The sequence below is a fragment of the Cyclobacterium sp. 1_MG-2023 genome, from assembly GCF_030546805.1.
Taxonomy (GTDB): domain Bacteria; phylum Bacteroidota; class Bacteroidia; order Cytophagales; family Cyclobacteriaceae; genus Cyclobacterium.
This window is the reverse complement of the sequence record NZ_JAUOPC010000007.1, coordinates 271,592-294,577: the sequence shown is the minus strand read 5'-3', so window position 1 is coordinate 294,577 and position 22,986 is coordinate 271,592. Positions and strand designations below refer to the sequence as shown.

The following is a 22,986-nucleotide window of genomic DNA, read 5'->3' as shown; positions in this document are numbered from 1 at the left end:
TAAGTAGGGGTTGGCAAGGGCACAGGCACTGTTTGACGAAGTTTTTGGTTTAGTAGACATTTAATAAACAAGTCCAATATTAAAACCAAAAACTAAGGAGTTTGCCTGTGTGCGGGAGGCCTTAAATTTTAGCCGAAAAGATACTCAGCGGCGGGGTTTTTTGCTTACTTTTTTGACCACTGAATAAACTCAGGGCAGACCTGCAGCAAAAAAGTAGCAATAGTCAAGGTAAATGATATTGTATCGAAAAACGGAATTGTAAAATCATGAATCAACCAACAATACTAAATGGGGCACAAATGGAAAAGCATATGGTTAACTTTGCTTAATTAGGCTGCATTTAACTGACAATTAAACGTTCATTTCTTTTCCCCTGACTTGCTACGCATAAGGACAGGCCCTGAGCGAGTTATAAATCAGGGCAGGCCCTGAGTGAGTTATAAATCAGGGCAGGCATTGATGAAAAGAAACGAACCAAAGAAAAATCTAGCCAAAACTAATCTTCCCCCCACAAGGCCCAACGCCGCCTCGTAGTTTTGGCATGGCCACCGTGCCCTAACATTAACAATTCCGTTAAAAATTACTATCCCGTCACTGCCTATTTGTGGGTCTCTGTTGGGGAAGGGTGCGGCAGTCTCATCTTGCAGGGGATTCCCGCAGCTTCCTCTACGCAAATTCCTCCTTACCAATGACGTGTTTATAAAACTGAATAAGGTTCAGGTGATATGATAAATTAATTTCCGCCTTGTAGATTTTCGGCGTTTAGAAATTTAAGTAGGGGTTGGTAAGGACACAGGCACTGTTTGACGAAGTTTTTGGTTTAGTAGACATTTAATAAACAAGGCCAATATTAAAACCAAAAACTAAGGAGTTTGCCTGTGTGCGGGAGGCCTTAAATTTTAGCCGAAAAGATACTCAGCGGCGGGGTTTTTTGCTTACTTTTTTGACCTGCAGCAAAAAAGTAAAAATGGTTATTTTATATAACTTGGTTTAGTAAAAAACTGGTTTGCAATATAAAAAATTATCCCAGGCAAATTTTAAATCTTTACTAATAGGAAAGTAAAAGAATTAATAGAACTGTTATTGGTTCAACGTTGTCTGGTGAGTTTGCTTACTAAAGTGATTTCATCCCTGAAAGCGGAGGTTTTCCGTTCATTTCTTTTCCCCTGACTTGCTACGCATAAGGACAGGCCCTGAGCGAGTTATAAATCAGGGCAGGCCCTGAGTGAGTTATAAATCAGGGCAGGCATTGATGAAAAGAAACGAACCAAAGAAAAATCTAGCGAAATGAAATCTTCTAAAACAAGGTCCAACGCCGCCTCGTAGTTTTGGCATGGCCACCGTGCCCCAACATTAACAATTCCGTTAAAAATTACTATCCCGTCAAAACCTATTTGTGGGGCTCTGTTGGGGAAGGGTGCGGCAGTTCAATATTTATTGAGATTCCTTCAAATTCCTCTACGAAAAGCCTCGGTAAAGTCTACCGATGACATGTTTATTTAAGAAATTGATGTTCAGTAATTTGAAAACACACATCGTCATTTCAATTTTTGCATTTCGAAAATGTTAGGTCTCGGAATGACGATTTTCTCAAGATTATGGGGCGAATTCAGGTTGTTGGGTCAATTGAGTCTTGTGGGCAACGCTTGCTGTATGGTGCTCAAATAAAAGGTCCAAAACTTGATCAAAGCTAAGCTATGAATAGCCGATCTGATCTTTGTTAAGCATTGCTCTTCAATTTTTGAAAACCTTGTTTCAAGTTTTTAGCTACCCTTAGGTTGAATGGCCTAGATTTATTTTGAGCGACAGATCCTTTGTTTTTTTATTGTTACTTTTAAAAGTAGTTTTAGATGGTAAACCAAAAGGACTTACCCTATTGATAGCTTTTAAATGAAAACCATGAAATTAAAATTAATCCTACTTTTATTCTGCTGCCAAAGTATAATCGTTAAGGCCTCACAGATAGATACTGTGATGGTAAACAGTGCATCCATGAATAAATCAATTGCTAACATTGTCATTGTTCCGGACAATTATTCTAGTCAAAAGGAAAGTTTTCCTGTCTTGTATTTGCTTCATGGGGCAGGAGGAGATCATACGAACTGGCTGTCCAAAGTACCTGCCATACAAGAATATGCGGACCAATACAATGTCATCATTGTCTGTCCTGATGGTGATGTTACCAGTTGGTATTTTGACAGTCCCATTGATAAAAACATGAGGTATGAAACCTACCTTTCTGAGGAATTAATAACTAGCATAGACAAAACCTACAATACCATTGCAGAAAAATCAGGTAGGGCCATTACCGGCCTCAGCATGGGTGGTCATGGTGCCTTTTACCTTGCTTTTAGACACCAAGATACTTGGGGAGCAGCCGGAAGTATGAGTGGAGGTGTGGACATACGTCCCTTTCCAAAAAACTGGGATTTAAGCAAGCGATTGGGAGATTATGCAGCTCATAAGGAAAACTGGGAGAATAATACAGTGATCAATCTGGTCCACCTTCTAAAGGGAGGAGAGCTAAAGCTTATTTTCGACTGTGGAGTAGATGATTTCTTTTTCGATGCCAATAAGCGGTTGCATAACAAATTGTTGGAAAGGAATATTCCCCATGACTATACCGAACGCCCGGGAGGGCACAGTTGGAATTATTGGGCCAACTCCATCAAATACCAGCTACTGTTTTTCAACGATTACTTTGCCCAATAAAGCGCTAACAATAAACCCAAAAACCACCTTTTATGAAAATGTATGATTACAAAAAACATTGCTGCATAGCATCGGCTTTGCTTCTAATGCTTGTTGGCTTAAGCTTAAATGCCCAGCAGTTACCTTCAAAATTGGATAACCCTATCTCCAAGACTTATCTCAGAAATAATTTAAGAAAGGCCTCGCCAAGATTAGTGCTAAACAAGGAGATAGAGGAGAATCTAAAGCAAAAACTTAAATCCGACCCTGTAGTACAGAATGTCTATAAGAGTTTGAAAAATGGTGCAGCAGCTGTTTTTGAGAAACCGATAATTAATCTGGATATTCCTCTAGAGGAGCGGTCACAGAACAACCAGCTTGATATTTCCAGAGACCTTTTACATAGAATAGGCATGCTGGCAATGGTTTATCGGATAGAGAAAGAGGTTAAGGTCTTAAACAGGATCAATGAAGAGCTTATCGCAGCTTGCAATTTCCCTACCTGGAACCCCAAACATTTTCTTGATGTAGGAGAGATGTCCCTTGGCATTGCCTTAGCTGTTGATTGGGTAGGGGAGTATTTGCCGGCTTCTACAGTGAAATTGGCAAAAAATGCCTTGATTGAAAAAGGTATCAAACCTAGCTGGCCGGAAAATGGCAAAGCGCCTAAATGGGCCTATGGAAATAACAATTGGAATCAGGTGTGCAATGGTGGAATGGTTGCAGCTGCGATAGTAGTGGCGGAGGAGGAACCTGAGTTGGCCTCCAAGACCATTTACAGAGCCATTGATGGCATGCAGAATGCTTTGAACCAATATGGTCCGGATGGGGTGTATCCTGAAGGAGCGACCTATTGGCGGTATGGTACCTCTTTTACCGTAGTCACCGCAGCCATGTTTGAGAGTGCCTTTGGAAGTGATTTTGGAATATTGGAATATCCCGGATTTAAAGAGAGTGCCCTATTTAGGGTGCTGTCGGATAGTCCCATGGGTTTGTTTTATAATTATGGCGACTGTGGAGAAAGTAGTGGAAGTAATGGAGATGCCACCCTGGCATGGTTTGCTTCTAAAACAGGGAATAAAACCTTTTTTGAAAAGGAAAAATTTTTGAAGCCCTATGATAAAGAGAAAAAATTCTCCCGCTTGTTAGCGCCGGCCTTGGTATGGATAGCCCAGTACGAAGAGAAAAGTGAGACAACCGTGCCTGCTGCATGGGCAGGAAATGGACCAAATCCTGTGGTGTTTTTTACCGGAGGGGAAGATGATCCCAATAAATTTTATTTTGGAGGTAAAGGAGGGCGTGGCAATATTAGCCACGGAAATATGGATGCCGGTTCATTTGTTTTTGAATTGGATGGGGTACGTTGGAGCGTGGACTTGGGTAAAAACAAACATTATGGAGTTATAGAAAGAACAGGTTTTAACCTTTGGGAGAGGTGTCAGGATTGTGAGCGATGGAAACTCATCAATAAAAATAATTTCGGACACAGCACCCTTTCAGTAAATGACCAACTTCATAGAGTAGACGGCAAAGCAAGTATTGTCGAATTCAAAGACGGAGCTTTTCCGGAAGCTATCCTTGATATGTCTCCGGTTTTTGAAGGTCAACTGAAAAGTGCGACGCGAAGGTTTAAAAAAAGTGGCCCCAGGTCTCTTTTGATTGAAGATGATATTGTATTATCAGAAGATACTGATAGGATAACATGGCAGCTTATTACGCAGGCCGATGTGGAAATTGTAGAAGGTGGGGCCATATTGACTCAAGATGGCAAGCGCTTAAAAATTGAAAATCTTTCCCATCCGGAGTTCAGTCTATCCGTAATTTCACTGAGCCCTCCTCCATTTTACTTGGATCTCAAAAAAGACAATCTAAAACGACTTGAGCTTCGGATTCCGACCTGGACTATAGAAGGTATGGATACAAAAATTAGCGTGCAACTTTCGGGGGAATAAGCCAAGTTATAAGTGTAGCGCAGTTTTTATTTCTTAGGATTTTATTTAAAGGTTTGGGTTTTTACCTGAACCTTTTTTTGGTTTTAAGAATAATCAAGTGGTTGCGTGATTACCGCCATGAGACAGCAAGAGGTTCCAAATTATAAATCCGAATATATCCTAAGTTTTTCAGGACTTTTAAACCATGACTTGATCTTAATATTGTAAGAGTAAATTAAAACTGAGGTTAATAATTTAAGAAAAACCTTCAGTTATTCACTCATTAAAAAGAGATTGTTATGTATTTTAGTAAAAGGACTTATGGGGTGATTGCAGGAGCATCGATTTTGACCATGGCTATAATTGCCATGTTTAGTTATGGTTATGTTTTTGAAAAGTTAATTGTGAAAGGAGATCCAATTGAAACTTTCAACAATCTAAAATCTTCCTATAATATTTTTGTAACAGGAATTATTGGTTGGGCTGCTATTCTTTTACTGGATGTTTTGGTGGCTTGGTCCCTACATCATTTTTTCAAGGAATTAAACCCGGGTCTTTCTCTCTTAACCGCGATGTTGAGAATTGTTTACTCAATGGGATTGGCATACGCCATATTTCAATTGGTACCTATTGTCCCGCTATTAGGCAGTCCTACAGAAAGGTATGGGTTAGTACTAATGAAAATAAAGTCCTTTGAATTAATATGGTCAAAATCATTAATCATATTTGGATTTCACCTCATTGGTTTAGGTTTTGTAGTGTCTAAAGTTGTAAATAATTTCAATAAATTTGGTTACCTTATTGTCTTTGCCGGATTATGTTATGTATTGCTCAACCTGGTGAAAGTAACATTCCCATCCCTAGCTGAGGGGATAGTAATGGCTGAGTTAATATTGAGTTTACCTATGGCAATGGCTGAGATTGGCTTAGGATTTTGGCTGCTTACAAAAGGAAGAAAAGCTTATGCGCTGAATAGAAAAGAGCTATTGATATGAATTTTATTAAGTGGTTTCTCCAAGTACTAGGGGTAGCGGTAATGCTTCTGCTTTCCATTTTGATTTTCTCCTTATTGCAGGAAAGGCACAATCTTGCTTTTTTTAGCATTGAACAAAATGAATCCTTTCCGCAAAACAGCTATTTAATAAAGAATGTGAATATAATCCCTATGTCGGAAGATACACTGCTTAGGAATCAAATGATTTTAATTAAGGAAGGGGTTATTGCAGAGATTTCACAAAATATTCCTGCAGGAGATTGGACCATTATTGAAGGCAAAGGAGCATATATATTACCGGGATTAATTGATATGCATGTTCATGTTTGGGATGAATATGAATTGGGCTTGTACTTGGCCAATGGGGTTACGGCAGTCAGAAACTTATGGGGCCAGCCCATGCATCTAAGGATGAAAGAAGCCATTCATGAAGAAAAGATAATAGCCCCTTTATTTTTTACCTCCAGCCCTAAATTGACAGGACCTGTTTTTATTGGAGACGACAACCTCCAAATGAAAAGCCCCCAACAGGCAGCTGATAAGGTTAAGGAGTACAAGTTGAGAGGGTATGATTTTATTAAAACCTACAATGGATTGACAAAAGATATTTTTGATGCCATAGTCAAAGAGAGTAGGGTACAGGAGCTCGACATAGTAGCCCATCCCAGTTCGGAATTGCCCTATGAATATCATATGGAGACTGAGGCTGTTACGGTGGAGCATGCTGAAGATATTGTACAACAGCCATTGCATTATCAGCTGGATACCAATAAACTCAATGAGGTAGTTGCTATGTTTGAAGACCATCCTGATGTCTCATTTTGTCCTACTTTGGTGGTTTATTATAATATTTATCGCATGTTGATGGACCATTCGATTTTAAATTCCAAGCAGCTGATTTTTATGAACCCACTGATACGAAAGGTAGATAGTAAAGCGCAATTTGATCGGTGGAGCCAGACCAAATCGACCGATGCTACGGTAGTAAACAGAATTAAGGCACAGCATGATTTTCACTTATTGGCGATTAATAAACTTCATAAGGCCGGGGTAAATATTGTGGCTGGGACGGATGCGGGAATAGGCATTACGCCTGCCGGTTTTTCTATTCATGAGGAACTTAATTTTTACAAACAAGCCGGATTGTCAAATTTTGAAGTCCTAAAAACCGCCACAATCAATGCATCAAAAACCCATGATTTTTTAGGTAAAGTGGGGGCAGTCGAAGTGGGGAAGATAGCTAATTTGGTATTGGTAGAAAATAACCCTCTGGAAAATCTGAATGAATTAAGGAAGCCAAGCAGTGTTTTTATCCAAGGAAGATACCTACCCCAAGAAGTCTTAATAAACTTTAAAAACAGCGCCATGGAACGGAACAACCTGATTGCTTCAGGTCTCAAGTATTTAGAATATTTATTGGTCGAATAATAGCATTTACAGCCATTACCATTAATTGGCGATGAGCTTTAATCAAACCAATCTAAACTTGTCTTTAACATAATGTCATGAAAAATAAAAGAACTCAATTAATCGTCAGAATTGGATTAGCTCTAGGCACCGTAATTTCCTTATGGTTTGTTCCTTGGGTTTTGGTTTTTGCTTGGTTAGCGCCTGTCCGGAATACTATTCAGGAAGAGTTAAACAATGCGCTTTCCCATGATTTTGAAGGGATCATTGTTTATGTCGATAAAGCGGGTCAAGCACCGGGATTTTATGCCGCAGGTTGGCATGACAGAGACAAAAAAATTCCTGCTGATCCAAAGGCATTGTTCAAAATTGCTAGCATCGGCAAATTGTATGAAGCAGTCACCATTGCTAAGCTGGTAAATGACAATCGCCTCTCACTGGATGAATCGTTGGGTAATTATTTACCCGAGCTAGTAGGAAGAATTGAAAACGCGGAAAAAATCACCTTACGCATGCTGGTACAGCACAGGAGTGGCATACCCAACTATACCAACAGTCCAAATTTTTGGATGGATCCGCCAACAAATGGTCAGGAGACTTTGGATTTGATCCTTGACCAAGCTGCTAATTTTGAGCCGGGTGAAGATTATGAATACTCCAATACCAATTATTTACTCCTCTCCCAAATTAAGGAACGGGTTCTCGGAATCAGTAATTTTCTGTGCATTCGTGAAGAGATTCTTAACCCTTTGGGTATTAAAAATACCTTTGCCTCGATTCAGGATGTGAATATAGAAAAATTAATGAGTGGCTATTACAAAGGTGTACCGGAAGATATAAAAGAAGTGAATTACGGTTCCATGGTGGCTACCGCTGAGGATGTGGCCGTGTTTTTACGAGCCTTGAATGATGGATCCCTTTTTGAACCCGGGGGTCAGGAGATCTATTCTTCAATTTATAAGTATGAGCATACAGGGCTTATTCCCGGCTACCAAAGTATAGCCAAATATCATCCCGATATAGATGCCGTGGTGGTGCAATTTGTAAATACCACTGATTTTGAGGGCTATCATTGGAGTTTATCAGAGATCTTATACAATCGAATTGTTAAAATTATAGCTCGCGAAAGGTGATAAAATAAAAGTAGATTTTCCCTGCAATGGTGGTATTTGTCAAGGACCCTTACTTCGCATTTGGTTGGATAAAAATAGCGAAGCACTAGAGGTCTTGATAGCAAGTAGCGGAGAAGGGCATTCCTAAATCTTTTTTAATGACTATCTATTTATCGTCTTAAGCCATTTAATACCCTCTTCACTATTAACTCGTTAAGATTACTTTTTCATAAAAAAACAGAATTTAATGCATGCTAAGGAATGTTTACAGTTCTAAAGGTGTTTAAATTATGGTTAATGATTTTTTGCAATAGTTTAGCCCACAAAGCCTCCCAAATAATCCATGTTTACCATGCGCACATTTCAATCAACCACAAAGGGGGTTGAAATGGAGTAACTATTAACAACTATTATATTTTAAAATCTTTATGAAATACAGAAAATTAGGCAACACTGATCTTAATCTTTCAGCTGTCACATTTGGTTCTTTTGCCATAGGCGGTTGGTTATGGGGAGGCACAGAACAAAATACTGCCGTTGAGGCGATACAAGCTTCTTATGATTTAGGTGTAACCTCCATTGATACTGCGCCAATCTATGGGCAGGGCTTGAGTGAAGATATTGTGGGGCATGCCATTAAGGATTTACCCAGAGACAAGATGCAGATTCTCACCAAGTTTGGCATGCGATGGGACTTGGCAAAAGGTACATTGGTCTTCAATAGCAAAGATGGCAGTGGAAAAGACATAGGCATTTACAAATATGCGGGCAAGGAAAGCATAATCCAGGAGTGTGAGGATAGCTTGAAAAGATTGGGTACAGACTATATTGATCTTTACCAGTTGCATTGGCCTGATGTAACCACGCCGATAGAGGAAACAATGGAAGCTGTTGCTGAGCTGATCAAACAAGGGAAAGTTCGATATGCAGGGGTTTGTAATTACAATGCCGAACAAATGACTGAGGCAGAGAAATACATTGACTTGGCATCCAATCAAGTCCCTTATAGTATGGTACTGCGTGACATTGAAAAAGAAATTGTACCATATAGCCTAGCGCATGGGAAAGGCATTTTGGCTTATAGCCCTTTGGAAAGAGGCCTGCTTACAGGAAAAATGAAACCGGGGTATAAGTTTGGTGAAGGAGATCAGCGTGCAACCAGGGCTTTCTACAAAGATGAAAACCTTAAGCGTACCAATGAATTTTTAGATAAAATCAAGCCTATTGCCGATGAAAAAAATATCACCTTGGCACAGCTAGTCATTTTATGGACACTAGAACAGCCAGGGGTTTCAGTAACCTTGGTTGGTGCAAGAAATGCGGAACAAGCCATTCAAAACGCAAAATCTACTGAGGCTAGTTTGACGAAGGAAGAAGTTGCGATAATAGATGGTCATTTGAGTCAATTGGTATTGGTTCCCTAAACCACTTTCAACTAATACTTTCTATACGAGGTCTTTATGGCATTAATAGGGAATGATTTTACTTAGGGTGACTTCTCTTTAATTTATTTAAAAGAATCAGTTATAAATTGAGCTATAACTAGCCGAGGTATTTTCGGTTATTTGTAGCTCAATTTTTTTCTGTGAATAATCTAGGAAATTTTTTCGATTCATCTTTTGAGGTGCCTTTATGACCTTTTTATGGTTGCTCGAAAGTGATTTCTATTTTATGGTTGTAGTGGTAACTTTAGCTTTGTATGTGACTGATTTATTTGTGTTTTCCATGAATATTGCTTATTATTTTAATGCATGAGCTTGGGTCATGCTTGAAGCACCTCTCAAAATATTGAGACAATAATCCTTGCAATACCCATATAGCTTGTGTGCTGGCCTAAATGGTTTTATTAAAGCTTTAAATTTATTTAAAATGAAAAATATTTTAGTCACGGTAGACTTTGATAAAGGGGAAGCGTTATTAATTGAAAAGGCATTTCAAATGGCAAATGCTTTTGGTTCCAAGTTATGGTTAATGCATATAGCTGCCCCTGATCCGGATTTTGTTGGGTATGATGTAGGTCCGGAATACATAAGAGACAGCAGGGCCTCGGAGCTAAGGAAGGAGCATCGACAGGTTCAAGCGTACAGTGAGGCACTCAAGAAAAGAGGTGTTGATTCGGAAGGCTTATTGGTTCAGGGAGCTACCATTGAAATGATAATAAAAGAATCGAAAAAGCTGAACGTTGATTTGATCATGGCAGGTCATCATGAACATGGATTTTTTTATAAGGCCTTTGTGGGGAGTGTGTCTGCTGAGATTATCAAAAAATCAAAAATACCTGTCCTTATCGTTCCATTAGACTGACTTAGCACCAATCTTCAATAAAAAAGCCCCTTGAAATTAATCAAAGGGCCTTAAAATAAATGGAGGCTTACAATTATAAATGCAAAGCTCTATTGTCTGTGGCTCCCAAACAGGCTTCTTTAAAAGCTTCTGTATAGGTTGGGTGCGCATGTGACATTCTTGCGATATCTTCAGCAGAAGCCCTGTATTCCATGGCCACCACCGCTTCAGCGATCATGTCTGCTGCACGAGGCCCAATCATATGAACACCAAGAATTTCATCTGTTTCAGCATCAGCTAAAACCTTTACCAGACCATCCACATCCCCGCTGGCTCTTGCCCTTCCTGAGGCCATAAATGGGAATTTCCCGGTTTTAACTTTAATGCCTTTTTCCTTGAGTTGCTCCTCTGTATAGCCTACGCTTGCTACTTCAGGCCAAGTGTAAACAACTCCGGGGATTAATAAATAGTTGACATGTGGTTTTTGTCCGGCCAATTTTTCAGCCACAAATACGCCTTCTTCTTCAGCTTTATGTGCCAACATGGCCCCCTTCACAACATCTCCGATGGCGTAGATATTGTCCGCAGAGGTTTTAAGGTTTTCATCCACTTCTACCTGGCCTTTGTCGTTGATTTTTACACCGGCTGCGGCCGCATTTAATCCGTCAGTATATGGCTTTCTACCAATGGAAACCAATACATAATCCCCTTTAATGCTGATGGTTTCATTTTTGCTGTTTTCAGCAGAAACGGTAACTTCTTTCCCTTTTCTTTCTACTGCAGTTACCTTGTGTTTCAAATAGAATTCAAAACCTAGTTTTTTGAGGGACTTCTGAAGCTCTTTGCCCATGGTCTTATCCATGGTTGGAATAATTCCATTCATGTACTCCACTACAGAAACTTTCGCTCCCAATCTTGCATAAACAGAACCCAACTCAAGACCTATGACCCCACCACCGATAATTACCAGGTGTTTGGGAACTTCTTTCAATTCCAGAGCCTCGGTAGAAGTGATGATTCTTTCTTTGTCAAGCTTGATAAACGGTAAGTTTGCCGGTTTAGAACCAGTGGCAATGATGGTCTTTTTGGCGGTTAATTCCTCCGTTTTCCCATCCTCTTTTGTGACGATTATAGTGTTTTTGTCTTTAAAAGAACCGATTCCCTGATGAACATCAATTTTATTTTTTTTCATCAGGTATTGGATGCCTTCCACGTTTTGCTTTACAACGTCACGCTTTCTGCTAACCATTTGCTTGAAATTGACTTTCAAGGAACTCAGGTTTATCCCGTGGTTTTCAAAAGTATGGGCAGCATTGTGAAAATGTTCAGATGAATCCAAGAGTGCCTTGGAAGGTATACATCCAACATTTAGGCAAGTGCCACCAAGCGTAGCATATTTTTCAATAATAGCGGTTTTCATTCCCAGTTGAGCTGCTCTAATAGCTGCAACGTAGCCTCCTGGTCCAGATCCGATTACAATTAGGTCATACATTGTTTGTCATATTTTAGAACCTTTCCTGTTTCAAGTTGTAGGAAGGAATTATTTCAAATAAGTTTAAATTCCCAGCATTAATCTTGCTGGATCTTCAAGAAGTTCTTTCATGCGAACGAGGAAGCTTACAGATTCTCTTCCATCAATGATCCTGTGATCATAAGACAATGCCAAATACATCATGGGAAGAATTTTAACTTCACCGTTTACAGCCATTGGCCTTTGTACAATATTGTGCATGCCAAGAATGGCAGCCTGTGGAGCATTGATTATAGGGGTAGACATCATGGAACCAAAGATCCCACCATTGGTAAGGGTAAAGGTACCTCCTGTCATTTCATCAATGGTTAACTTGCCATCACGGGCTTTTACTGCTAGGCGTACCACCTCTTTCTCAATGCCTGAGAAGGAAAGGTTCTCTGCATTCCTTATAACAGGAACAACCAATCCTTTAGGGGAAGAAACTGCAATGGAAATGTCACAATAATCATGGAAAATGATTTCATTTCCGTCGATCTGAGCATTTACTGCCGGCCATTCTTGTAAGGCTATACAAGCAGCCTTCGTAAAAAAGGACATGAATCCAAGATTGACTTCATAACGCTCCTTAAACTTGTCTTTGTATTGTTTTCTAAGGTCCATGATGGGCTTCATATTGACTTCGTTGAAGGTAGTCAACATGGCCGTTTCATTTTTTACAGCCACCAATCTGCGAGAAATGGTTCTCCTAAGCGATGTCATTTTCTCTCGACGTTCAGAACGATCTCCCTTCGCAGGGCTGTCTTTTACGTCTGCAGTGCTAGATTTAGCAGCAGGTTTAGCAGGTGCAGTAGGCGCAGGTTTGGTTTTTTCTGCTTTCTCTGCATCCTCTTTAGTGATTCTGCCGTCTTTTCCTGTACCTTTTACTGTAGCAGGATCAATGCCTTTTTCGGACAATATCTTACTAGCTGCTGGAGAGGCATGGCCTGTGGCGTAAGTTTCGTTGGAAGAAGTAGCTGATTTGCTTCCTTCGGCTGAAGCAGCATTTCCAGTTGTTTCAACAGCTTCAGGAGCCCCGCCTTCCATTACTTCTATTTTGCAAATTAAGCCACCGATTTCGAGGGTATCACCTTCACCGGCCACATGTCTGAGGATTCCGGCTGCTTCAGCAGGTAACTCAAAGGTAGCTTTGTCGGAATCAACTTCAGCAATTATTTCATCCAATTCTACATAGTCTCCATCTTCTTTTATCCAAGAAGCCAAAGTCACTTCAGTGATGGATTCTCCAACAGCAGGAACATGCATTTCTTTTGTTTCTCCGGTGCTTTTGGCTTCAGAAGTACTTCCTGTTTCAGCTTCAGGAGCCTTTTCAGTTTCTTTAGCTACTGCAGGTTGAGGACTGTCATCCTCTTTTCCTTCCGGATCAATTTCACAAATTACAGCGCCTATTTCTAGGGTATCGCCTTCTTCTGCCTTGGGGTGAAGTACTCCTGAAGATTCTGCTGTAAGTTCAAAAGTAGCCTTGTCGGATTCCAGTTCGCAAATGACTTCATCCATTTCAACAAATTCACCATCATTTTTAAACCATTGGCCAATGGTTACTTCGGTGATGGACTCTCCTACTGCTGGGACTTTGATTACTATACTCATCGGTTATTTGATTTTTTCCCGGTTGTTTAAATGCTTCCAGGTCAGAATTTCAATATTTTATGTGTAAATGATAAAAGAAATGGGAAATTAAGAATTTATTTTTAAAGCTTTTTCCAAAATTTGCTTTTGTTCTTCCAGATGTACTTTATGGTAACCTGTTGCCGGTGAAGCACTAGGTTTTCTTGCAATTACATCCATTACCAAATCTTTGTAAAGATTCCTGACAATGAAAGCCCAGTAACCCATGTTCTCAGGCTCTTCTTGTACCCATACTGTCTCTACACCTTTCTTGTAGGTTTGTATGGCTTTAAGGATTTGGTTTTTAGGAAGTGGGTGAAGTTGCTCAACACGGATGATGGCCACGTCTTCCACTTTCTCTTTCTCCCTCATCTCAATCAACTCATAGTAGAGCTTCCCTGAACAAAGCACTACTCTGTTGGCTTTTTTCGGGCTCACGGTTTCATCCAATAGCACTTCTCTAAAATTACCATTTGTGAATTCCTCTAATGGTGAGAATACTTTAGGGTGGCGTAGCAATGATTTGGGAGACATGACGATACAAGGCTTCCTAAAATTCCATGCCAGTTGCCTACGCAATAGATGGAAGAAATTGGATGGCTCAGTGATATTTGCCACAATTACATTGTATTCAGCTGCCAATTGTAAGAACCTCTCTGGTCTTGCATTGGAGTGCTCCGGACCTTGGCCTTCATATCCATGAGGTAAAAGCATTACCAAACCATTCATTTTTTGCCATTTCGATTCCCCGGAGGTAATGAATTGGTCAATCATGGTTTGGGCTCCATTGGCAAAATCACCAAACTGGGCTTCCCAAATATTTAGCGCATTAGGGTTGGCCATGGAGTAACCATATTCAAAGCCTAGCACTGCATATTCTGATAAAAGGGAATTGTAAATATAAAATTGACCTTTGCTGTCTTTTAACTCTTTTAAGGAGTTATAAGGTTTGTTTGTGCTCGCATCATGCACAACCGCATGCCGGTGTGAGAAAGTACCTCTCTCACAATCCTGTCCGGTCATTCTTACTGTTTTGCCATCAAGCAATAAAGAACCATAAGCCAATAGTTCAGCAGCTGCCCAGTTAAGCGATTTGTTCTGGAAGAACATCTCTTTCCTTTGTCTGAGTTGTGCTTCTATTTGTTTGATTGGCTTGAAACCTTTAGGTAGTACTGTTAGCGCCTCAGCCACTTTTTCAATGGCTTCTTCACTTATGGATGTATTTGGTGATTTTTCAAAATCTTCGGGTTTTGACCAATCCAAAGCCTTCCATGCTTTTTCGAATGGAGAGATGGTGTAAGGCAATGGTTTTACTTTAACCATGGCTAGTCTGTCTTGCAAAAGCTGACGGAACTCCTTGTCCATTTGCTTGGCAAGTTGCGCATCTACTTGCCCTCTTTCTAACAAAGCTTTGTTGTAGATCTCTCTAGGGTTTGGATGCTTTGAGATCAAATTGTAAAGTTCAGGTTGGGTAAACTTAGGTTCGTCAGACTCATTGTGGCCATGTCGTCTGTAACAGACCATGTCTATAAATATATCGCTGTTAAATTTTTGACGGAATTCAACAGCAATTTTAGCGGCAAAAACCACGGCTTCAGGATCATCCCCATTCACGTGAATGACAGGAGCATCTATAATTTTTGCTACATCCGTACTATAAATAGAGCTTCTGGCATCATCAAAATCTGTGGTAAAACCAACTTGATTATTGATTACAAAATGGATGGTTCCTCCCGTATTGTATCCTTTGAGATTGGCCATCTGTGTCACTTCATATACTATTCCCTGTCCGGCAACTGCGGCATCTCCATGAATAAGTACAGGAATGGCTTTGTCCTCATCACCATTGTAATGATCATCTATTTTAGCCCTTACAAATCCTTCAACTACAGGATTTACAGCCTCTAAATGGGAAGGGTTAGGAGCTAGTTTCAAGATCATTAGCTTCCCATTCGTGGTAGGTACTTCTGAAGAGAAGCCCATATGGTATTTTACATCCCCATCTCCCATGGTGAGGTCAGGTTTTGCAGTACCTTCAAATTCGGAGAATATCTGTTCGTAGGTTTTGCCCATGACATTAGCCAAGACATTTAACCTTCCCCTATGGGCCATGCCGATCATCATTTCTTCTACCCCTAAATCTGAGGCTTTATTAATCAAGGCATCTAAAAATGGAATAGTACTTTCTCCACCTTCCAATGAAAACCTTTTTTGTCCCAAGTATTTGGTATGCAAAAAGTTTTCAAATACTACTGCTTCATTTAATTTAAAAAGGATTCTTTTTTTCTCCTCTAGTGGAGGGTTAAATTCTAAAGATTCCTTTTCTATAATTAGTCTGAACCAATCCAACATCTCCGGGTCTCGGATGTACATGTATTCAAAACCCATAGACCCCTCGTAAATGATTTTCAGAGAGTCAATTATTTTTGAGAGCTTAGCATCTCCTATACCGATCTCACTACCTGCCTGAAAAACGGTGTCTAAATCTGCTTTCTCTAAACCAAAATCTTCAAGGTCCAATAAGGCTTTGCGATCCCTTCTCTCTCTTACAGGATTGGTCTTGGACCTGAGGTGGCCTCTTGATCTGTAAGCATGAATCAATGCCCTTACTTTAATCTCTTTTGGCAATTGCTCCATGTCCATGATGGTGCCTTTGGTTGCCAAATTACCGTTCGCCGGAGTTTGTGCCACTGCTGAGGCTCCTCCGTTTTCTTCTTCGCCAAATTTATTAATGGCAAAATCGAATCCATCAAAAAAAGCTTTCCAGCTGCTATCTATAGCTTCCGGGTCTTTTTTATAGTCCTCATACAACTCATCTATATAAGCTACATGGGCATTGGAAATATAAGAGTATTTATCCATGGGGTTATTTTTCTATTGGGGGCCAAAATTAGGTGATTAAGTTATTTAATAAAAACCGCATATGCGGATAAGCGAATAAGACTGATTATCAGTACTTATTATAAATTGAGACCATAGAATGAACGGAATTATTTCGCTTGATAAAATATAATTTTTATCCATTAGGATTTATGAAAGTTGCTTCGGGTTAATTGGCCTTTATTTTCAGGATATTGGGCAAATTCAAACAAATTTTTTATTTTTTTTATCTTTAAAATTAATTTTACCAGTCATATTTCGCTTTTGAAAGCCTATTGAGTGCTTACTAAAAGCTTAATTTATCTATTCATTAGCAGTATAGGTGAAATCAAGCGGGTTGTCATAGACAAATTGAAATTTTGTTAGGCACCATTTATCAGCTGCAATTTCCTTCCATTCTTGCTTTTTCGGTTTTTCGTAATTGACAGGTGGGGCAAAGCCAATGTCTATAGCATTTTTTTCTAAAACGGCCTTTTTTTCCGGATGTTTAGGACATACAATATTATATGTTTCATTCCATAAATTCTTTTCTATTATCCAGAGCACAGCGTTAACGGCATCTTTTCTGTGAATGTAGTTGACAGGAGGATGGCCCGGAACATTTTCTTTGCCACTAAAATATTTTCCCGGGATTCTGTTGTCACCCAATAGACCTCCAAAACGAATAACTGTCAAGTCATAGGTTTTGTTTTTCCACAATAGGTTTTCTGCATTCAATAGAGCAGGATTCCCTGTGTTCGCATGGTTGAGGGGGTCTGCTTCTGTTGCTACTTGATTTTTGTTGGGGTAAACAGAAGTAGAACTGACGTATATAACCTTTTTTATTCCATGTGCTTGCGCCAATCCCTTGATTAGCTCAATTTGTCTTGGATGAAAAGAGCTGGGTTTACTCCGGGTAGAAGGAGGGATGTTTATAAATAGAATGTCTGTATTAAAAATTTTTTTAGGAACTGGGCCTTCCAATTCAGGGTTTAGTAGCAGTTGCTCGCATTCAAAACCTTGCTTCCTCAAGGATTGCTCTTTTTCAGGATTAGTGGTTGTTCCCTTTACGGCAATGCCCTTTTCTCTCAAGACCTCAGCCAAGGGAATCCCAAGCCAACCCATTCCTATGATACTAACAGTCATTTGATTTTTTTTATGGTCTATAAAACCGGAAGTTTTTAAGACCTTTGATTTTCAATATGAAAAAAAACAACCTTAACTTTATATGAAAGCTATTCATGGCTTCTTCACTGCAACGATTAAAGGCCCAAGTAGTTGCCCATTGTTTTAACACTCATCAAACAGCTTGATTTTTTTTGGTTTCAACCTTCCCTGAGAAAGTTCAGGAAAGACATTAACAATCCGATTATATCATGCAGGTTTAACATACAAAAACCACCAATATATGGTGGTTTTTGTGGTTTGATATGGAATTAGATATTCCGCATGGTAAAATATTTTTTCTTTGGCTTAATTTTTTGGTGCTGTTCCGAAAACATAATCCCAAATAGGCGTACTAACACCAAAGGCAACGTCGGGGTCTTTATAATGATGAATGGCATGATTTACCCACAATACTTTTAAGAAATTTTTTGGAGGCTGGAAGGCGTGAACAATATAATGAACCCCTAAATACGAGGCATATCCTACCAAGAAACCGGGGAGAAAATACCAAGACAGTTCTCCCATTAAAAAATTAAACAGAAAGTATAAAATCACCGCATATAAACCCGATATAAAAGGAGGCATGGCCAACCTGTCTTTGTCTTTGGGATAATCGTGATGAACTCCATGCACGTTGTATTGCAGTTTGTCCTTAAATTTGGTGTCAGGAACCATATGGTAGAGGTATCTGTGGAGAAGATATTCAACCAAAGTGAAGACAAAATATCCGCCAAAAAACAAACCGAGCGCTTCAATAAAAGGGATGTTTGTTGAGGATACTCCGACATAGAATGAGTATACACCTACACCTAAAAATAAAGCAATAGGGATACTAATATGTGTCCTGCTCAAACGTTCCAAAACTGGGTTGGCGAACATTTTAGCTGTTCCGCTATTATCGGGACGGTCCAATCTTCCAATTTTTTTCATTACTTGATTGCGGTTTTATCCAAAGATCTTTTTCAATTATGATGCCTAATTTAAGGAAAAGAAAGGCTACTTGTAATAATTTATTCATTTAACGTCACTCATACGTCAAACAGTTTCATTTTTATAGCAAAATTATTACTGATTTCCATCAGTTTTTTAATGATGAATAAGTTTTTTCTATTGTCTTTTGATAAAAATCTTCATATAAAGGGAGTATGGCGGTGACATCGAATGTTTTTGCACGCGCCAATGCATTATTTTTAAAATTTGCTAAATTTTCATCTGCCAAAATAAATTTAGCTTTTTTGGTCATGGTGTCAATGTCTCCGACCTCACATAAAAATCCGGTTTCTCCATCGATGTTTAACTCCGGAATGCCTCCTACATTACTGGTCAAAATTGGGACTTGACAGGCCATGGCTTCTAAGGCTGCCAAACCAAAACTTTCCTTTTCTGAAGGCATGATAAATAGGTCTGCAACAGAAAGCACTTCCTCAACGGCCTCTAATTTACCTAAAAATCGAACATCTTCACATGTTCCCAACTCTCGGCAAAGCCTTTCCATTTTATCTCTCTCCGGACCATCCCCAACGAGCAATAATTTTGAAGGAATTGATTTCCTAACTTCATAAAATACCTTTATAACATCTTGTACACGTTTTACCTTTCGGAAGTTAGAGGTGTGTACCATCAGTTTTTCATCATTAGGACAGATGGCTTTTTTGAAGTGTTCCTTTTTTTGCCGCTTGAATCGGTTTAGGTCTATAAAATTTGGAATGACCTCAATATGTGTATTAACGTCAAAATGAAGTAATGTGCTCTTTTTCAAGTCCTCAGAAACGGCTGTTACACCATCCGATTCGTTGATACTAAAGGTTACCACCGGCTCATAGCTGGGGTCTTTCCCTACCAAAGTTATGTCCGTACCGTGAAGGGTGGTGACAACAGGGATTATAACGCCTTGTTTTTTCAGAATCTGTTTGGCCATATAGGCCGCAGATGCGTGAGGTATGGCATAGTGGACATGCAGCAAGTCTAATTCTTCGTATTTGACAACATTTACCATTTTGCTGGCCAAGGCTAGCTCATAGGGCGCATGATCAAAAAGAGGATAGCTTTTAATGTCTACTTCATGGTAATAGAGGTTTTCACTGAAAAAATCAAGTCGTGTGGGCTGTTTGTAAGTGATAAAATGAATTTGATGACCTTTAGCAGCCAGGGCCTTGCCCAATTCGGTAGCAACTACTCCACTGCCACCAAAGGTGGGGTAACAAACGATCCCAATTTTCATTTTAATTTTATTTGATGTGGGTTAAATATTTCAACCTTAAACACGATATCTATCCTTTTTTGTTCATTTATTGGCTAAAAGAAATCTATTTTCTATCGCTTCATAGATGATGTCTTGAATATCAGAACGAACATTGTCCCTCAATAGTTTGTTGTTTCCGGCATTGGGATAGACCCTATTGGAAAGGAAAATATAAATTAATTGGTGTTCCGGATCAGCCCAGGCAGCAGTTCCTGTGAAGCCTGTATGTCCAAATGTTCCGGGAGAAGCAAGATTGCCTGTTGGCCCTTTGTCTTTTTTAGGATCCGGCTTGTCCCAGCCTAAACCTCTTCTGCTCCGGAAGGACTGCTTGTTGGTGAATTTCTCTACTGTTGCTTGGTCCAGTAATTCATCCGTTCCATATTTCCCGTTTTGAAGCATCATTTGCATCATTTTAGCCAAATCATTGGCATTGCCAAAGAGGCCTGCATGACCTGCCACCCCTCCATATAACGCTGCTCCCGGGTCATGAACATACCCTTGGACCAAGGTTTTTCTAAAGAGGTTGTCTTGTTCTGTCGGAGCTATTTGGTCAGGACTAAATTTTTTTAATGGCAGGTAACCAAAACGATTCATTCCAAGCGGAGCATAAAACTGTTGCTCCAAAAAATCCTCCATCGGCTGATTGACCATTTTTTCGACTAAGCGATGCAATAGATACATTCCAACATCCGAATAACGATAACTGTATTTGGTGCTTTTGGTGCCACTGTATCTTAGATTGGACGCCACGGTCCATTTCCATACACTGTCAGGAAGGGCTTTGTTTCCATATATTCCATCGGCGATTTCAATGGGGTAATTGTCCGATTTTTGGGGGCTATAGTATTCTGTCTTCCACTGGTTGCCTTCCAAAGTCTTGGTGAAATGGGGGATATATGGTATCAACCCTGCTTCATGAGTTAAAATATTCCGGATGGAAATGCTTCCCTTATTGCTCCCCACCAGTTCAGGTAGGTGTTTTTCTAATGGGTCATCCAAATTTATTAAACCCCTACTATTTAAAAACATGATCGCTTGGGTGGTGGCCATTACCTTGGTAAGCGAGGCAAGGTCATACAGTGTCTTCTCATCTACCGCTTGTTTTTTGCTATAATCAAAATAGCCGTAATTTTTTTCGAAGACTACTTTTCCATTTTTTGCTATTAGGATGGACCCGCCGGGAGTAGCTTTACCTGAAATGGCCCGCTCCATGATGGCGTCAATTTTCATTAATTCCCTACTGCTCATGCCTTGGGCTTCGGGAGTAGAATAAGCAAGCCTGTGCAGGCTAGTTGTTTCAATGCCATGGCCTTTAGGCCAGATATCTTTTTGACTGATGGGAAGTTTGCCTGATCCTTCTCTGCCACCAAAGATCACTTGAGGGGCAATGCTTTCGGTAAAATCATTTTCTTCATAGGCAAGGATCAGGTTCTTTTGATCCTTGAAATTTTTGGAGGAATAAGCATTTCCAAATACTACGGTAATTACCTTATGTTTTTCTTGTAAGCGATTGATAAAAGCTACTTCATCAGCTTTTAATCCGAAATTTCGTCTGGAATTATTGCTCATACCCATGACGCCCACCACTATGGTGCTGTACTCTTCCAGATTTTTTTCCATGGCAGCAAAATTGTTCTGATTGCTATTCGGGCGTAATGTAAAATGTTTGAATTGGGTATATTTACTAAGGTATTTTTTAAAGGTTTCACCTTTTCTGCCTATGGTGAGGGAGGCCATATTTTCCAAATCCAAATGCTTCACAGGGATTACTTGATCTTCATTGCTGACCACTGTAAGGGAGGAAGCATACAATTGTTCAATAAGGGCCTTGGTTCCAAAATTCGAAAGTCGCTCTACCAATTTATGGGTGTTTACCTCCTGCTTTTTGTTGAGTCCGGCCCAGTATTTGGCATTCAGTATTTTTTTTATTCTTTGGTCGATTTCTTCTTGGCTTATCCTGCCCTCTTTTACGGCTTGCATAATCAAGGTTTTTGACTTAGGCACATCCTCTGCATAAAGCAAAACATCGTTCCCTGCAAGCAAGGCCATAAGTTCTACTTCTCCCGGTTTATAAAGGCTACTTACCCCTTTCATATTGAGGGCATCTGTAAAAATGAGCCCTTTAAACTTCATTTCTTCTTTGAGTAAATTGGTTACTACCTTGGGGGATAAGGTGGTGGGTAGTTTTGGTTCACTGCCTAAGCTTGGAATGTGCAGGTGAGCCACCATGATGCTCATCAGGCCCTGATCGATCATTTCTCTGTAGGGATGCAAGTCTATATCTACTATTCTGGCCTTGCTGTTATTGATCACTGGTGTGGTGTAGTGGGAGTCTGAATTGGTGTCGCCATGACCGGGGAAGTGTTTGGCATTGGCAAGAATACCGTTGTCTTGCATGCCTCGCATATAGGCAAGGGACTTATTGCTTACCAATTGTTTGTCCTCTCCAAAGGAGCGATAGCCAATCACAGGATTCAGAGGATTGGAATTCACATCCACCACTGGAGCAAAGTTAATATGCATGCCAATTTCCTTGAACTGCCGGGCAATCTCTTTCCCCATTTGATAGACCAAGGCGTCGTTTTTGGCCGCACCGAGGGTCATTTGTTTAGGGAAATTCAATACGCTATCCAATCGCATGCCTATTCCCCATTCGGCATCCATCGCTATAAATAAAGGGGTCTTGGCTATGGATTGATAATGGTTGGTCAGGTTTGCCTGGCGAACAGGCCCTCCTTGAAAAAAGATGATCCCACCTAGATTTTCTTCCTTTATTAATTTGGAAATACTGTTTACATGAGCTGCTCCTTTGTTGGAATAGGCCGCAACCATAAAAAGCTGCCCCAGACGCTCTTCAAAACTAAGGCTGTTAAAAACACTGTCTACCCAGTGTTGCTGCGCAACAGTATTTTTACTTATCAAAGGATCCCTAGGTTCAGTACCATCGTGTCCGGATACCAAACCTATCAATAGGAGGCAGCAGAAAAACATTACGTAAACTTTTTGCCACATGGGGGTGTTAAAATTTTATTGGTAATAATTTAAGAATAACTTTGTGATAACACACAACGTTTAATTCAAACTTACATAAATATCCTACTTCTACCTATGCAAAAGTGATGAACAGGTGATATTTTGTTTAAAACAATAGTTAGATAAGG

The 22,986-nt window shown here is 39.8% G+C and carries 14 protein-coding genes; 7 read left to right on the top strand and 7 right to left on the bottom strand.

The features are described from left to right. The first annotated feature begins 1,899 nt into the window (after window positions 1–1,899). The 7 genes from Q4534_RS13615 (at window position 1,900) to Q4534_RS13585 (ending at window position 10,439) form a co-directional block, all read left to right on the top strand. The gene (locus Q4534_RS13615) at window positions 1,900–2,712 is read left to right on the top strand and encodes an alpha/beta hydrolase family protein (RefSeq protein ID WP_303613694.1); all 813 of its coding nucleotides are present in this window, start codon (window positions 1,900–1,902) and stop codon (window positions 2,710–2,712) included. Between the two features lie 32 nt (window positions 2,713–2,744). Continuing rightward, window positions 2,745–4,643 (top strand): heparinase II/III family protein, encoded by a 1,899-nt coding sequence (locus Q4534_RS13610; protein ID WP_303613693.1) that lies wholly within the window; start codon window positions 2,745–2,747, stop codon window positions 4,641–4,643. Between the two features lie 278 nt (window positions 4,644–4,921). Beyond that, window positions 4,922–5,617 carry a DUF4386 domain-containing protein gene (locus tag Q4534_RS13605; protein WP_303613692.1) on the top strand — a complete coding sequence of 232 codons (696 nt, stop codon included), beginning with the start codon at window positions 4,922–4,924 and terminating at the stop codon, window positions 5,615–5,617. Further along, window positions 5,614–7,044, top strand: a complete 1,431-nt coding sequence (locus Q4534_RS13600) for an amidohydrolase family protein (protein ID WP_303613691.1) — start codon at window positions 5,614–5,616, stop codon at window positions 7,042–7,044. Before Q4534_RS13605 ends, Q4534_RS13600 begins: the two co-directional genes overlap by 4 nt. 77 nt (window positions 7,045–7,121) lie before the next feature. Beyond that, window positions 7,122–8,156 (top strand): serine hydrolase, encoded by a 1,035-nt coding sequence (locus tag Q4534_RS13595; protein ID WP_303613690.1) that lies wholly within the window; start codon window positions 7,122–7,124, stop codon window positions 8,154–8,156. 407 nt (window positions 8,157–8,563) lie between these two features. After that, window positions 8,564–9,559, top strand: a complete 996-nt coding sequence (locus Q4534_RS13590; protein ID WP_303613689.1) for an aldo/keto reductase — start codon at window positions 8,564–8,566, stop codon at window positions 9,557–9,559. A 445-nt stretch (window positions 9,560–10,004) separates the two neighbouring features. Beyond that, window positions 10,005–10,439 carry a universal stress protein gene (locus Q4534_RS13585; RefSeq protein ID WP_303613688.1) on the top strand — a complete coding sequence of 145 codons (435 nt, stop codon included), beginning with the start codon at window positions 10,005–10,007 and terminating at the stop codon, window positions 10,437–10,439. A 73-nt stretch (window positions 10,440–10,512) separates the two neighbouring features. On the opposite strand, the gene lpdA is transcribed toward Q4534_RS13585, so the two are convergent. The 7 genes from lpdA to Q4534_RS13550 all read right to left on the bottom strand — a co-directional run bounded on the left by lpdA (window position 10,513) and on the right by Q4534_RS13550 (window position 22,837). Next, window positions 10,513–11,910 carry a dihydrolipoyl dehydrogenase gene (lpdA, locus tag Q4534_RS13580; RefSeq protein ID WP_303613687.1) on the bottom strand — a complete coding sequence of 466 codons (1,398 nt, stop codon included), beginning with the start codon at window positions 11,908–11,910 and terminating at the stop codon, window positions 10,513–10,515. Window positions 11,911–11,973: 63 nt separating this feature from the next. Continuing rightward, complete coding sequence (odhB, locus tag Q4534_RS13575) at window positions 11,974–13,539, bottom strand: 2-oxoglutarate dehydrogenase complex dihydrolipoyllysine-residue succinyltransferase (RefSeq protein ID WP_303613686.1); 1,566 nt, start codon at window positions 13,537–13,539, stop codon at window positions 11,974–11,976. An 87-nt stretch (window positions 13,540–13,626) separates the two neighbouring features. Continuing rightward, window positions 13,627–16,419: a 2-oxoglutarate dehydrogenase E1 component gene (locus Q4534_RS13570; protein WP_303613685.1), complete on the bottom strand. Its 2,793-nt coding sequence runs from the start codon at window positions 16,417–16,419 to the stop codon at window positions 13,627–13,629. A 321-nt stretch (window positions 16,420–16,740) separates the two neighbouring features. Next, complete coding sequence (locus Q4534_RS13565) at window positions 16,741–17,562, bottom strand: NAD(P)H-binding protein (RefSeq protein WP_303613684.1); 822 nt, start codon at window positions 17,560–17,562, stop codon at window positions 16,741–16,743. A gap of 327 nt (window positions 17,563–17,889) precedes the next feature. After that, the gene (locus Q4534_RS13560) at window positions 17,890–18,513 is read right to left on the bottom strand and encodes a sterol desaturase family protein (RefSeq protein WP_303613683.1); all 624 of its coding nucleotides are present in this window, start codon (window positions 18,511–18,513) and stop codon (window positions 17,890–17,892) included. 148 nt (window positions 18,514–18,661) lie between these two features. Beyond that, entirely contained in the window at window positions 18,662–19,804 is a 1,143-nt protein-coding gene (gene bshA, locus Q4534_RS13555; RefSeq protein ID WP_303613682.1) for an N-acetyl-alpha-D-glucosaminyl L-malate synthase BshA, read from the bottom strand. Window positions 19,805–19,867: 63 nt separating this feature from the next. Beyond that, on the bottom strand, window positions 19,868–22,837 hold the full coding sequence (locus tag Q4534_RS13550; protein WP_303613681.1) for a glycoside hydrolase family 3 N-terminal domain-containing protein: 2,970 nt from the start codon (window positions 22,835–22,837) through the stop codon (window positions 19,868–19,870). Window positions 22,838–22,986: the final 149 nt, after the last annotated feature.

What these genes read in the sequence shown, in the direction of transcription:
- Q4534_RS13615 (WP_303613694.1), top strand. Translation starts at nt 1,900, where the DNA reads ATGAAATTAAAATTAATCCTACTTTTATTCTGCTGCCAAAGTATAATC.
- Q4534_RS13610 (WP_303613693.1), top strand. Translation starts at nt 2,745, where the DNA reads ATGAAAATGTATGATTACAAAAAACATTGCTGCATAGCATCGGCTTTG.
- Q4534_RS13605 (WP_303613692.1), top strand. Translation starts at nt 4,922, where the DNA reads ATGTATTTTAGTAAAAGGACTTATGGGGTGATTGCAGGAGCATCGATT.
- Q4534_RS13600 (WP_303613691.1), top strand. Translation starts at nt 5,614, where the DNA reads ATGAATTTTATTAAGTGGTTTCTCCAAGTACTAGGGGTAGCGGTAATG.
- Q4534_RS13595 (WP_303613690.1), top strand. Translation starts at nt 7,122, where the DNA reads ATGAAAAATAAAAGAACTCAATTAATCGTCAGAATTGGATTAGCTCTA.
- Q4534_RS13590 (WP_303613689.1), top strand. Translation starts at nt 8,564, where the DNA reads ATGAAATACAGAAAATTAGGCAACACTGATCTTAATCTTTCAGCTGTC.
- Q4534_RS13585 (WP_303613688.1), top strand. Translation starts at nt 10,005, where the DNA reads ATGAAAAATATTTTAGTCACGGTAGACTTTGATAAAGGGGAAGCGTTA.
- lpdA (WP_303613687.1), bottom strand. Translation starts at nt 11,910, where the DNA reads ATGTATGACCTAATTGTAATCGGATCTGGACCAGGAGGCTACGTTGCA.
- odhB (WP_303613686.1), bottom strand. Translation starts at nt 13,539, where the DNA reads ATGAGTATAGTAATCAAAGTCCCAGCAGTAGGAGAGTCCATCACCGAA.
- Q4534_RS13570 (WP_303613685.1), bottom strand. Translation starts at nt 16,419, where the DNA reads ATGGATAAATACTCTTATATTTCCAATGCCCATGTAGCTTATATAGAT.
- Q4534_RS13565 (WP_303613684.1), bottom strand. Translation starts at nt 17,562, where the DNA reads ATGACTGTTAGTATCATAGGAATGGGTTGGCTTGGGATTCCCTTGGCT.
- Q4534_RS13560 (WP_303613683.1), bottom strand. Translation starts at nt 18,513, where the DNA reads ATGAAAAAAATTGGAAGATTGGACCGTCCCGATAATAGCGGAACAGCT.
- bshA (WP_303613682.1), bottom strand. Translation starts at nt 19,804, where the DNA reads ATGAAAATTGGGATCGTTTGTTACCCCACCTTTGGTGGCAGTGGAGTA.
- Q4534_RS13550 (WP_303613681.1), bottom strand. Translation starts at nt 22,837, where the DNA reads ATGTGGCAAAAAGTTTACGTAATGTTTTTCTGCTGCCTCCTATTGATA.